10 protein-coding genes are annotated in these 12786 nt (G+C 74.8%); 9 read left to right on the top strand and 1 reads right to left on the bottom strand.

Annotated features, from left to right (window positions below; genetic code table 11):
* Positions 1 to 120 precede the first annotated feature (120 nt).
* The 6 genes from IEZ10_RS04790 to IEZ10_RS04765 all read left to right on the top strand — a co-directional run bounded on the left by IEZ10_RS04790 (position 121) and on the right by IEZ10_RS04765 (position 5294).
* Positions 121 to 849: a prepilin peptidase gene (locus IEZ10_RS04790; protein WP_189245240.1), complete on the top strand. Its 729-nt coding sequence runs from the start codon at positions 121 to 123 to the stop codon at positions 847 to 849.
* 212 nt (positions 850 to 1061) lie between these two features.
* Positions 1062 to 2240: a chorismate synthase gene (gene aroC / locus IEZ10_RS04785; RefSeq protein ID WP_189245239.1), complete on the top strand. Its 1179-nt coding sequence runs from the start codon at positions 1062 to 1064 to the stop codon at positions 2238 to 2240.
* 55 nt (positions 2241 to 2295) lie between these two features.
* A complete protein-coding gene (locus tag IEZ10_RS04780) occupies positions 2296 to 2799 on the top strand; it encodes a shikimate kinase (RefSeq protein ID WP_189245238.1) in 504 nt (167 codons plus the stop codon).
* On the top strand, positions 2796 to 3872 hold the full coding sequence (aroB, locus tag IEZ10_RS04775; RefSeq protein WP_189245237.1) for a 3-dehydroquinate synthase: 1077 nt from the start codon (positions 2796 to 2798) through the stop codon (positions 3870 to 3872). The genes IEZ10_RS04780 and aroB overlap by 4 nt, the downstream gene beginning before the upstream one ends.
* Before the next feature lie 232 nt (positions 3873 to 4104).
* On the top strand, positions 4105 to 4536 hold the full coding sequence (gene aroQ, locus IEZ10_RS04770; RefSeq protein WP_189245236.1) for a type II 3-dehydroquinate dehydratase: 432 nt from the start codon (positions 4105 to 4107) through the stop codon (positions 4534 to 4536).
* Positions 4536 to 5294 carry an SGNH/GDSL hydrolase family protein gene (locus tag IEZ10_RS04765; protein WP_189245235.1) on the top strand — a complete coding sequence of 253 codons (759 nt, stop codon included), beginning with the start codon at positions 4536 to 4538 and terminating at the stop codon, positions 5292 to 5294. The genes aroQ and IEZ10_RS04765 overlap by 1 nt, the downstream gene beginning before the upstream one ends.
* 82 nt (positions 5295 to 5376) lie before the next feature.
* Here the strand turns inward: IEZ10_RS04765 and IEZ10_RS04760 are convergent, their stop codons facing one another.
* On the bottom strand, positions 5377 to 7488 hold the full coding sequence (locus IEZ10_RS04760) for an ATP-dependent DNA helicase (protein WP_229810959.1): 2112 nt from the start codon (positions 7486 to 7488) through the stop codon (positions 5377 to 5379).
* A gap of 285 nt (positions 7489 to 7773) precedes the next feature.
* Between IEZ10_RS04760 and IEZ10_RS04755 the strand changes: the two genes are divergently transcribed.
* The 3 genes from IEZ10_RS04755 (at position 7774) to IEZ10_RS04745 (ending at position 12768) form a co-directional block, all read left to right on the top strand.
* Positions 7774 to 9168, top strand: a complete 1395-nt coding sequence (locus IEZ10_RS04755) for a hypothetical protein (RefSeq protein WP_189245233.1) — start codon at positions 7774 to 7776, stop codon at positions 9166 to 9168.
* A 42-nt stretch (positions 9169 to 9210) separates the two neighbouring features.
* Complete coding sequence (locus tag IEZ10_RS04750; protein ID WP_189245232.1) at positions 9211 to 10794, top strand: Na+/H+ antiporter; 1584 nt, start codon at positions 9211 to 9213, stop codon at positions 10792 to 10794.
* Between the two features lie 336 nt (positions 10795 to 11130).
* Positions 11131 to 12768: an ABC-F family ATP-binding cassette domain-containing protein gene (locus tag IEZ10_RS04745; protein WP_189245231.1), complete on the top strand. Its 1638-nt coding sequence runs from the start codon at positions 11131 to 11133 to the stop codon at positions 12766 to 12768.
* The last annotated feature ends 18 nt before the right edge of the window (positions 12769 to 12786 follow it).

Below are 12786 nucleotides of genomic sequence, written 5' to 3'. Positions count from 1 at the left end.
CGCACGCCGGGCCCCCGGCCGCGGCGTGCGGCGGGCCGTGACCGCCCGGTGGACGCGGCGGGCCACCCGGCCGCGGCCGTACGGCGGGCGCGACCGGCCCGCCCGGACTATGGTCGAGCGGTGGTCCTCCTCCCCGCCGCGGCGGCCCTCGCCGGAGTGCTGATCGGGCTGTGGTCGCGCGTCCTGGTCGTGCGGCACTCCGTGCCCGAGGGGGAACCGCCCCGGCGCGGGTGCTCCGCCCGGTCCGGGCCGCCGCCGTTCACCGTGGAGGCCGTCACCGGGCTGGTCCTCGCCGTGCTCGCCTGGCGGGCCGTCACCCCCGGCCTCGACCCTGCCTGGCCGGGCGGCCTCTGGGACGGCGGCGCGCGGGCCGTCGCCGCGCGGGCCGCCGGACTCCTCGCCCTCTGCTGGCTGGCCGGGGTCTGCGTCGTGCTGGCCTTCGTCGACGCGGCCGTCCGCCGGCTGCCCGACCGGCTCACGCTCGCCGCCTACCTCGGCACCGGCGTCCTGCTGACGGTGTCCGCCGCGGCCGGGGGACGGTGGGACGACCTGCCGCGGGCCGGGCTCGGCGGGCTCGCGCTGGCGGCCTTCTACCTGCTGCTCTTCCTGGTCAACCCGGCGGGGATGGGGCTGGGCGACGTCAAGCTCGCCGCGAGCCTCGGCACCGCGCTCGGCTGGCTCGGCTGGGGCGTCCTCGTCGCCGGCACGTTCCTGGGCTTCCTGGCGGGAGGCGTCTACGGCGTCGCCCTGCTGGCCACGCGCCGCGCGGGCCGCCGCAGCGAGATCCCGTTCGGCCCGTTCATGGCCTTCGGCGCGTTCGCGGCGGTCCTCGCCGCCCCGCTCCTCTGATCCCCGCCCGGCACCGCCGCCCGGATCCCCGCCCCGCTCCTCTGGTCCCCGCCCGGCACCGCCGCCCGGATCGCCGGCCGCGTGGCGGAACCGGACGTTCCACACGCGGCCGGGACGCGGGGGCCCGTACGACGCGGCCCGCCGTACGGGCCGGTGTCTCACCAGGTGAGCTGCGGCCATTCCAGTGGGCGGCACGTGGAAGACTTGTCATCATGTTGCGCTGGTTGACCGCAGGAGAGTCCCACGGCCCCGAGCTCGTCGCGATCCTCGAAGGCCTGCCCGCCGGGGTGGAGGTGACCACGGCCGACATCGACGAGGCGCTGGCCAGGCGCCGCCTCGGCTATGGCCGCGGCGCCCGGATGAAGTTCGAGCAGGACGTGGTGACCATCGTCGGCGGCGTACGGCACGGCCGCACGCTCGGCAGCCCTGTCGCCCTCCGCGTGGGCAACACCGAGTGGCCCAAGTGGGAGACGGTCATGGCGGCCGACCCGGTGGACCCGGCGCTGCTGGAGGGCCAGGCCCGCAACGCGCCGCGCTCGCGCCCGCGCCCCGGCCACGCCGACCTGGCGGGCATGCAGAAGTACGGCTTCGACGACGCCCGCCCGGTCCTGGACCGCGCCAGCGCCCGCGAGACCGCCGCCCGGGTCGCCCTCGGCCAGGTCGCGAAGAAGTTCCTCAAGCAGGCCCTCGGCGTCGACATCGTCAGCCACGTCCTGTCGATCGGCGGGGCCGGCACGACCTCCGAGACCCTGCCCGGACCGGACGACCTGGCGAGGATCGACGCCGACCCGGTGCGCTGCGCCGACCCGGCCGGCAGCGCCGCCATGGTCGCCGAGATCGACCGGGCGCACAAGGACGGCGACACCCTCGGCGGCGTCGTCGAGGTCGTCGCCTACGGCCTGCCGCCGGGCCTGGGCAGCTACACCCACTGGGACCGCCGCCTCGACGCCCGCCTCGCCGCGGCCCTGATGGGCATCCAGGCGATCAAGGGCGTCGCCCTCGGCGACGGCTTCGAGACCGCCCGCCGCCCCGGCTCCCGGGCCCACGACGAGATCGAGAACACCTCCGAGGGGGTCCGCCGGATCACCAACCGCGCCGGCGGCGTGGAGGGCGGCATGACCAACGGCGAGCCGCTGCGGGTGAGCGCGGCGATGAAGCCGATCTCCACCGTCCCCCGGGCGCTGGCCACGATCGACGTGCTGACCGGTGAGGCGGCCAAGGCCCACCACGAGCGTTCCGACGTGTGCGCCGTACCGGCCGCCGCGATCGTCGCCGAGGCGATGGTCGCGCTCGTCCTGGCCGACGCCGCGCTGGAGAAGTTCGGCGGCGACTCGGTCGAGGAGGTCGCCCGCAACCTCGCCGGCTACCTGTCCTCGATGGTGATCAAGTGACCGGGCGCGCCGCCAGGCGGAAGACCATGGAGAAAGCCACGGAGAAGGAGACACGGTGAGTCCCCGCGCAGTTCTGATCGGCCCCCCGGGAGCGGGCAAGTCGACCGTCGGCAGGCTGCTCGCAGGACGGCTCGGCACCGCCTTCCGCGACACCGACGCCGACGTCGAGGCCGTGGCGGGCAAGCCCGTCAGCGACATCTTCGTCGAGGACGGCGAGGAGCGCTTCCGCGAGCTGGAGGCCGAGGCCGTACGGCGGGCGCTGGCCGAGCACGACGGCGTGCTGGCCCTCGGCGGAGGCGCGGTCCTCTCCGAGGAGACGCGGGAGCTGCTGGCCGGCCACCCGGTGGTCTACCTGGAGGTCGGCCTGTCGCAGGCGGTCCAGCGGGTGGGCCTGGCCTCGGCGCGGCCGCTGCTCGTGCTGAACCCGCGCAGCCGGCTGAAGAAGCTCATGGACGAGCGCCGCCCGGTCTACGAGGGCCTGGCCACCGTCGTCGTGGCCACCGACGACCGCGAGCCGGGCGAGGTCGCCGACGAGATCGCGAAGGGGCTGCGGCCGTGACCGTCTCCAGGATCAGGGTCGGCGGGGCGGCCCCCTACGACGTCGTCGTCGGCGCCGGCGTGCTCGGCGAGCTGGGCGGCCTGCTCGGCGCGGGGGTCCGCACCGTCGCGGTGATCCACCCCGTGAGCCTGCCGGAGATCGCGCGTCCGGTCCACGGCGCCCTGGAATCGGCCGGGTACGAGGTCGTCGCGCTGCCGGTGCCCGACGGCGAGCGGGCCAAGACGGCCGAGGTGGTCGCCGGCCTGTGGTCGGAGTTCGGCCGGCACGGCATGACCCGCTCCGACGCCGTGGTCGGCGTGGGCGGGGGAGCGACCACCGACCTCGCCGGGTTCGCCGCCGCGACCTGGCTGCGCGGCGTCAAGGTCGTGCAGGTGCCGACCACCCTGCTCGGCATGGTCGACGCGGCGGTCGGCGGCAAGACCGGGATCAACACCCCCGAGGGCAAGAACCTCGTGGGCTCCTTCCACCCGCCGGCCGGCGTCCTGTGCGACCTCGCCACGCTGCTCTCGGTGCCCCGCGACGACTACGTCGCGGGCCTGGCCGAGGTCATCAAGGGCGGTTTCATCGCCGACCCGGAGATCCTGGCGCTCATCGAGGACGACCCCGAGGGCGCCCGGCACCCCGAGGGACGGCACACCCGCGAGCTGATCGAGCGCAAGGTGCGGGTCAAGGCCGACGTCGTCGGCGCCGATCTGCGCGAGAGCGGCCTGCGGGAGATCCTCAACTACGGTCACACCCTCGCCCACGCCATCGAGCGGGCCGAGGACTACCGGATGCGCCACGGCGAGGCCGTGGCCATCGGCATGGTCTACGCCGCCGAGCTGTCCCGGCTGGACGGCCGGATCGGCACGGCGATCGTGGAGCGGACCCGCTCGATCCTGACGTCGGTCGGGCTGCCCACGGCCTACCGCCGCGAGGCCTGGCCGGAGCTGCGCGACCACATGCGCCTGGACAAGAAGAGCCGCGGGGCCAGGCTGCGTTTCGTCGTCCTGGACGACCTGGCTAAGGTGTCTCCGCTGGAGGATCCGCCCGAGGAACTGCTCGAGGCCGCCTACCACGAGATCGCCCGGTAGCCCCCGGCCGGCCCGCCCCCGCGGACCCGGCCCCCTCGGCGGCGGTCCCACGGCGGTCCCGCGGTCCCGCGGCCCCGGAGCCGCCTCCCGGCGGCTCCCGCGCCGTCCCGCCGTACGGGGAGACGTACGGAAGACGCGCGGGCGAGGCGCGCGGGGAGGGCTCGGCCCGGCGGACCGCAGCACGGAAGGCACGGCCCCGGCGGGCCGCGCGGTGACGAGGAAGATCGGTGCAATGAGATCCGTCTACGTGTTCAACGGCCCCAACCTGTCGCGGCTCGGCACGAGAGAGCCCGACGTCTACGGCGCGGAGACCTTCGAGGACCTGGTGGAGCTCTGCCGGGAGGCCGGCAGGGAGCTGGGCCTGTCGGTGGACGTCCGGCAGACCGACGACGAGGCCGAGCTGGTGGGCTGGCTGCACGAGGCGGCCGACTCGCGGACCCCGGTGGTGCTGAACCCGGCGGCGTTCACCCACTACTCCTACGCGCTGCGCGACGCCATCGCCCAGCGCACCGCGCCCCTCGTCGAGGTGCACATCTCCAACCCGGCCGCGCGGGAGGAGTTCCGCCACAACTCGGTCGTCGCAGGGGTGGCCACCGGCACCGTCGCGGGCTTCGGCCTCCGGTCCTACGTGCTCGCGCTGCGCGCCATCGCGGAGGAGGCGTGATGGGTTACCGTTCCTTCGTCGCCGTCGGCGACAGCTTCACCGAGGGCATGAACGACCCCGGGATCGACGGGGCCTTCCGCGGCTGGGCCGACCGGGTGGCCGAGCGGCTGGCCGCGCTCGACCCGGAGTTCCGCTACGCCAACCTGGCCGTGCGCGGCAAGCTCATCGACCAGATCATCGCCGAGCAGCTGCCGCGGGCGATCGAGATGCGCCCCGACCTGGTCAGCTTCTGCGCCGGCGGCAACGACCTGCTGCGGCCCGGCAGCGATCCCGACCGGATGGCCAAGAAGATCGCGACGGCCGTGCGCGAGCTGCGGGCCACCGGCGCCGAGGTGCTGCTGTTCACCGGCGTGGACCCGCGCGACACCCCGATCATGCGCCGCGCCCGCGGCACCTTCGCGATCTTCTTCATGCACCTCCGGTCCATCGCCGACCTGCACGGCTGCCACCTGGTGGACCAGTGGTCGATGCAGGGGCTGCGCGACTGGCGGGCCTGGAGCGAGGACCGCCTGCACATGAACGAGGAGGGCCACCGGATGGTGGCCGCCAAGGTGTGCGAGGTGCTCGGGATCGACGCCGACGACGACTGGCGGAAGACCTGGCCGCCGCTCGGCCACGTCGATCCGGCGGCCAAGCGCCGCGAGGACATCCAGTGGCTGCGCGAGCACTTCGGCCCGTGGGTGGTCCGCCGGATCCGCAGGCGCTCCTCCGGCGACGGCCTCGACCCCAAGCGCCCCGACCTGGAGCTGTTCCGCTGATCCCCCGCGGGGGAGGGAGCGCCGGGCTCCGGCCCCCGGCCCGGTCCGGCGCACGCCGTACCGGGGCCGGGCGCGGGGTCCGTCAGGAGTCCGCGAGCCGCCGCAGCGCCTGGCGGACCTTCTCCGGGTCGTTGGTGGGCCAGAACGGCGGCAGGGAGTCGCGCAGGAAGCCGGCGTAGCGGGCGGTGGCCAGCCGGGGGTCGAGGACCGCGACCACGCCCTTGTCGTGCTGGCTGCGCAGCAGGCGGCCCGCCCCCTGCGCGAGCAGCAGGGCGGCGTGGGTGGCGGCGACCGCCATGAAGCCGTTGCCGCCCTTGGCCGCCACGTGCCGCTGGCGGGCGGAGGTCAGCGGGTCGTCGGGCCGGGGGAACGGGATGCGGTCGATGATGACCAGCCGCAGCGACGGCCCCGGAACGTCCACCCCCTGCCACAGCGACAGGGTGCCGAACAGGCAGGTCGGCTCGTCCTCGGCGAACTGCTTGACCAGCAGCATGGTGGAGTCGTCGCCCTGGCACAGCAGCGGCACGCTCAGCCGGTCGCGCAGCGCCTCGGTGGCGGCCTTGGCGGCGCGCATCGAGGAGAACAGGCCGAGGGTCCGGCCGCCGGCCGCCTCGATCAGCTCGGTGATCTCCTCCAGGTACGCCTCGGGCAGGCCGTCGCGGCCCGGCTGGGGCAGATGCCTGGCGACGTAGAGGATGCCGCTGCGCGGGTGGTCGAACGGCGAGCCGACGTCGAGGCCGGTCCAGCCCTTCGCGCGCTTTCCGCCCTTCTTGTCCGGCTTTCCAGTGGTCTTGTCCGCGCCGCCGGCGCCCTCCCCGGAGTCGCCCTCGGCGGCGTCCCTGGAACGGTCGCCGGTGCCGAGGCCCCACTGGCGGGCCAAGCCGTCGAATGCGCCGCCCAGGGCGAGCGTCGCGGAGGTCAGGACCACCGTACGGTCGCCGAAGAGCTTGTCGCGCAGCATCCCCGCCACGGTCAGCGGGGCGATCCGCAGCACGGGCGGGCGGCGGTCGGTGCCGGCGTCCAGCCAGACGACCTCGGCCCGGTCGATCTCCTCGGCGTGGCCGAAGGCGTCGAGGATCCGCTGGGCGGTGTCGTGGACCTCGTCCAGGGCGGTGAAGGCCGCCTTGCGCAGCCCGGCGCCCTCGGGGTCGTCCTTGTCGCCTCCCTGGCGCGGGCCCAGGGAGGTGATGCACGCCCACGCCGCGTCGCGGATCAGGGCGAGGGTCAGGCCGAGCACCTGGGGCAGCTCGTCGAGCCGGCCGGGCGGCGCGGCGGCCAGCAGGGCCTTGAGGTCCTCGCCCGCCTCCATGAGGCGGTCGGAGGTCGGCTGGTCGATCAGCCGCCCCACCCGCCGCACGGCCGCCATGACCATGGTCTCCGACAGCTCGCCGCTGACCACGGAGGTGACCCGGTCGACCAGCTCGTGGGCCTCGTCCACCACGACCACCTCGTGCTCGGGCAGCAGCGGGAAGTCCTCCATCGCGTCGATCGCCAGCAGCGCGTGGTTGGTGACGACGATGTCGGACTCCCCGGCGCGGGCGCGGGCCAGCTCGGCGAAGCACTCGGCCCCGCTGGGGCAGCGGGTGGCGCCCAGGCACTCCCTGGCGCTCACCGAGAACTGCCGCCAGGCCTGCTCGTTGACGCCGGGCACCAGCTCGTCACGGTCGCCGGTCTCGGTCTCCTCGGCCCACTCCTGGATGCGCTGGACCATCCGCCCGGTCACGCTCACCTCACGCGGGTCGAAGAGCTGGTCCTGCTCGTCCTCGGGCCACCCCGCGGTGGCCTTGTAGCGGCACAGGTAGTTGCGGCGGCCCTTGAGGATCGCGAACGTGGGCTCGTGCGGCAGGTGCGGGGAGAGTGCCTCGGCCAGCCGGGGCAGGTCGCGGTCGACGAGCTGGCGCTGGAGCGCGATGGTGGCGGTGGAGACCACCACGGCGCCGTCGGAGGTCATCGCGTGCCGGACCGAGGGGATCAGGTAGGCGAGGGACTTGCCGGTGCCGGTGCCGGCCTGGACGGCCAGGTGCTCGCCCTTGTCGATGGCCCGCTGGACGGCCCGCGCCATCGTGAGCTGACCGGGCCGCTCGACCCCTCCGACCGCCTTGACGGCGGTGCTCAGCAACTCCTCGACGGGGGGCAGGAGCTCCTGCGAGGAGGCGTCGTCGGCTTCGGCGTGGGTGATGGAGTCGGTCGGCACGACAGCCAACCGTACTCGGTCCCCACGACGATCGCCGCCGCTCCGGCCGGTGAGCGCGCGGACGCGTCCCGGCATTCCGGAAGCCATGTCCCATGTCGCGTGGCAGACTGGCTCCGGCACCCGGCACCCGGCACCCGGCACCCGGCCGCCGGAGCGCCCTCGGTCGAAAGGAGATCGTCCGTTTCGGTGTCACCGTGGTGAAAGATGGGGACGAAAGGACCGGTTCGGTAGAGTTTCCCGGGGTCGAGTGGACGAATAAAGGCTGGTTGAAGCACGATGTCCTCCATGTCGGAAGTTGTCCCGTTGCCGTCGTTCGGCGAGGTGTTCTTTGACGAGCGTGGCCAGGAGCGGGTTCTACGGGTCACCTGGCACGAAGGCACGCTGGTCCTGAGCCTGTGGCGCGGGGAGATGTGCACCGCCAGTTTCCGCATGCCGCTGAACGACGTCGGCCGTCTGGTGGACGCCCTCGACGAGGGGTTCATCCAGGCCGGGGGCCAGTACCCCGACGAGGTGGACGACCAGCCGCAGGCCGTGCCGCCGGGAGGGCAGGCGGCCCAGGCGGCCCAGGCCGCGCCCGCCGGGCACGGCGATCCCGCGGGCTTCCCCGTCTCCGGGGAGTTCCCGGCGGCCGGCGAGCTGCCCGGCACCGGGCAGTACGCCCGCCCCCGCCCCGAGGACTACGCCCAGCCGCAGCCGTATCCCGATGACCGGCAGTATCCCGATCCGGACCGGCAGTATCCCGACGCCGTCGCCCAGCCCGAGCCGCAGGACGACCGCCCGGTGCCCGCCCACGGCCCCAACGACGTGCTGGTGGCCCGGGGGGCCGTGCCGCCGCCCCCGGACCGCTCCCCGGCCCGCGGCGCCGACTACGGCTCCGGTGACCCCGCCCGCGCCGACTACGGCTCCGGCGACGCGGTGCCCCGGGAGAACATGATCGTGGGCGACTCGCTGTCGTACGGCCGCCCGTACCCCGCCGAGCCGCTGGGCCCGGCCTCCGGCGAGCCCGCCTACCAGATGCCCGGCGGCGACCGCTACGCGTCCCGGCAGCCGGACCCGTTCGCCGCCCCGGCCTCCGGGCCCGACGCCTACGGTGCGGGGCCCGACCCGTCCGACCCCTACGGCGGGCCGCCCACCCAGCCCGGTCCGTACGACTCCCCGGCCGCCCACCGGCAGCCCGACCCATACGCCCCGCACGCCGAGCGGTACCCGTCCCGCTCCGCGCACCCCGACCCCTACGCCGCCCCGGGCGCGACGCCCCAGGGGCAGCCGCACTCCACCGACCCGTTCGGCTTCGCGGCGCAGCAGCGCCAGTCGGCCTACGACGCCGGCCCGTCCGAGCGCTCCGACCCCTACGGCTACCCCGCCCCCCAGGCCGACCCGTACCCCGGCGGCGTCCCGGGCGCCCCGCAGCCGGGTACGGCCGGCCACCCCGCGGACCTGCGCGACCTGTACGGCTCGCCGCCCGCCGGATACCAGCAGGGGGTCGACCCGTCCGACCCGCTCGGCCTGGGCGGCAGGCAGCCCGACCCCGACCCGCTGGGGCTGCACGGCCGGCAGGAGGCGCGGATGCCGCGCCCGTACGTCCCGGACCCGCCGCACTCCACCGGTGAGCGGCTCCGCCCCGACCAGGGGTACGAGGAGCGCCGCCGCGACGAGCGGGACGACCGTCACGACTGGTGATCCCGGGGCAGACGCCCGGGATCACCGTGCTCGGGGGAGCCGATGAGTCAGGAGTCCGTACTCCAGCTGCTGCTCGTTCCGGTCATCGCCATCGCGGTGGCCGCCGTCGCCAGACGGCGCGAGTGGTCGGCGCCGCTGCTGCTGGTGCTGGCCGGGCTGGTGCTCTCGCCGGTGGTGCCCGGTTACCAGCTGGACCCCGAGCTGATCCTGCTGGTGTTCCTGCCCCCGCTGCTCTACTCCGCCGCGATCGACAGCTCCTACACCAGGCTCAAGGCCGTCCGCCGGCCGGTCGCGCTGCTGTCGATCGGGCTGGTGCTGTTCACCACCCTGGTCGTCGGCTGGGTGACCCACCTGCTGCTGCCGGAGCTGCCGGTGGCCGCGGCCTTCGCGCTGGGCGCCATCGTGGCGCCGCCCGACGCGGTCGCCGCGGTCGCGGTGGCCCGCCGGCTCGGGCTGCCCCGCCGGGTGGTCTCCATCCTGGTGGGGGAGAGCCTGTTCAACGACGCCACCGCGCTCACCGTCTACCGGGTGGCCGTCTCCGCCGCGCTGGGCGCCGGGATCACCTGGCCGGAGGCGGCGGGCAGGTTCCTGTACGCCGCGGCGGGCGGCGTCGTGATCGGCGTCGCGCTCTCCTGGCTGCTGAACCGGCTGCTGCGGCTGCTGCGCGACCCGCTCACCGAGAACACCGTCATGCTGCTCATCCCGTTCGGGGCGTACCTGACGGCCGAGATCGTCCACACCTCCGGGGTGGTCTCCGTGGTGATCGTCGGACTGTCCGTCGGGCACAGGATGCCCTCGGCGGGCTTCGGCACCAGGCTGCTGTCCGGCGCCGTGTGGCGGGTCATGGGGTTCTTCCTGGAGACGATCGTGTTCATGCTGATCGGCCTGCAGCTGTGGCCGATCATGAGCGCGCTGGGCGGGGAGGACCCGTGGAGGCTCGCCGGGATGGCGCTGGCCGTCTTCGCGGCCACGGTGCTGGCCAGGGCCGTGTGGGTCGTGCCCAGCATCCACCTGCCGAGGAGGCTGTCGGCCCGGGTCCGGCGGAACGAGCCGAAACCGCCGTCCTGGCCGGGGACGCTCATCGTGAGCTGGGCCGGCATGCGCGGGGTGGTCTCGCTCGCCGCGGCCTTCGCCCTGCCCGAGGAGTTCCCGGGCCGGCCCACGATCCTCTTCCTCACGTTCGCGGTGGTGATCGGCACGCTGCTGATCCAGGGCCTGTCGTTCCCGGCGCTCATCAGCCGGCTGCGGGTCTCCAACGAGCAGGAGATCTTCGCCGACAACCTCGCCGAGGCCGGCGCCAAGCAGCAGGCCGCCACCGCCTCGCTCGCCCGGCTGGAGGAACTGGCCGCCGAGGGGGTCCCCGAGTCCGGCGAGCACGTGGTGCGGCTGCTCAGGAAGCGGACCGAGCACCAGCCGCTCGCCGCCTGGGAGCGGCTCGGCGGCGGGACCGGCCCCGAGGGCGAGGAGACGCCCAGCGGCCTCTACCGGCGGCTGCGCAGGGAGATGCTGGCGGTCGAGCGCGACGTGCTCGTACGGCTCCGCGACGAGGGCCGCATCGACGACGAGGTGCTGCGCCGGGTCATCCGGGAACTCGACTTCGAGGAGGCCAACCTGGAGCGGGAGTAGGCCCGTTCCCGAAAGGCCCGCCCGCGCGCCGTACGCGGTTCCCGGCGTGTGCCGCGGGCGGCTCCTGGGCCCGTCCGCGCGCCGCGGGCGACGTCCCGGGGCCCGGCCGCGGGACCGGTGGTCCGGACGCCGGTGCTATCGTGGACGGGACCTATGACCGTGAGCGATGGGAGACCGGGAATGGCAGGGGACCTCGACATCTCCGGGTGACACCGGAAGTGGCCGGCCCACGGCAGGCGCGTGATCGCCGCCGTCGGGGCCATGTCGACGTTTCATCGATCCCTGCCGCCCGCCGGGCGTCCTTGACGCGCCCGCTTCCGTACGAGGTCTTCTTTCATGTCCGACGCCTTCGTCGTCTGTTCCAACCTGTCCTTCTCCTGGCCCGACGGCACCTCCGTCTTCCAGGAGCTGTCCTTCACCGTGGGCCCCGGCCGCACCGGCCTGGTCGCCCCCAACGGCGCGGGCAAGACCACCCTGCTCAAACTGATCGCCGGTGAGTACCGGCCGACCGGCGGCGGTGTCACCGTCGGGGGCGTGCTCGGCTACCTGCCGCAGAGCCTGCCCCTGTCCGGCGACCTGACCGTGGCCGAGGTCCTCGGGATCGCCCCGGTGATCGCGGCCCTGGACGCCATCGAGTCCGGGGACGCCGCCGAGGAGCACTTCACCGTGATCGGCGACGACTGGGACGTCGAGGAGCGCACCCGCGCCCAGCTCGACCGGCTCGGCCTCGCGGACCTCGACTTCGGCCGCCGCCTGCGCACGCTCAGCGGCGGCCAGGCCGTCTCCCTCGGGCTCGCCGCGCAGCTGCTGAAGCGGCCCGACGTGCTGCTGCTCGACGAGCCGACCAACAACCTCGACCTCGACGCCCGCCGCGGGCTGCACGACGTGCTCGACGACTGGACCGGCTGCCTGCTGCTGGTCAGCCACGACCGGGCGCTGCTCGACCGGATGGACCGCATCGCCGAGCTCGACCGGGGAGAGCTGCGCTCCTACGGGGGGAACTTCACCGCCTACGAGGAGGCGGTGCGCGCGGAGCAGGAGGCCGCCGAGCGGACCGTCCGCAGCGCCGAGCAGGAGCTGAAGCGGGAGAAGCGGGAGATGCAGCAGGCCCGTGAGCGGGCCGAGCGCCGGGCGGGCAACGCCGCCCGCAACCTGAAGAACGCCGGCCTGCCGCGTATCTTCGCCGGGAACATGAAGCGCGGCGCCCAGGAGTCGGCGGGCCGGGCGGGCCAGGCGCACTCCGCGCGGGTCGAGGACGCCAGGGCGCGTCTCGACGAGGCGAGCCGGGCCCTGCGCGACGACCAGAGGATCGCGCTGGACCTGCCGGGGACCGAGGTCCCGGCCGGGCGCACGGTCTTCCACGGCGAGCGCATGCAGGTCCGCCGCGGCGACCGGCCGCTCTTCGCCGGGCAGGGGGTCGACCTGACCGTCCGGGGTCCCGAACGCATCTCGCTGACCGGGCCCAACGGCGCCGGCAAGACCACCCTGCTCCGCGTGCTCGGCGGCGACGTGGAGCCGGAGGGCGGCCCGGTCAGAAGGGCCGCCGGCCGCGTCGCCTACCTGTCCCAGCGGCTGGACCTGCTCGACCTCGACCGCACCGTGGCGGAGAACCTCGCCGCGTTCGCGCCCGGGATGCCCCAGGCCGACCGGATGAACCTGCTGGCCCGCTTCCTGTTCCGCGGTTCCCGCGCCCACCTCCCGGTGGGGGCGCTCTCCGGCGGCGAGCGGCTGCGCGCCACGCTGGCCTGCGTCCTGTACGCCGAGCCGGCGCCCCGGTTCCTGCTGCTGGACGAGCCCACCAACAACCTCGACCTGGTGAGCGTCGGCCGGCTGGAGAGCGCGCTTCAGGCGTACCGGGGGGCGTTCGTGGTGGTCAGCCACGACGAGCGGTTCCTCGCCGAGATCGGGGTGAACCGCCGGTTGCGGCTCTCCGGGGGCCGCCTGCTGGAGGCGGGGGCCCCGGAGGACGCCTGACGGGCGCGCCCCGGCCCC

The organism is Streptosporangium pseudovulgare, from assembly GCF_014648055.1.
Classification (GTDB): Bacteria; Actinomycetota; Actinomycetes; order Streptosporangiales; family Streptosporangiaceae; genus Streptosporangium; species Streptosporangium pseudovulgare.
Note: the sequence above shows the minus strand (reverse complement) of the source record. Positions and strands in the feature narration are given on the sequence as shown.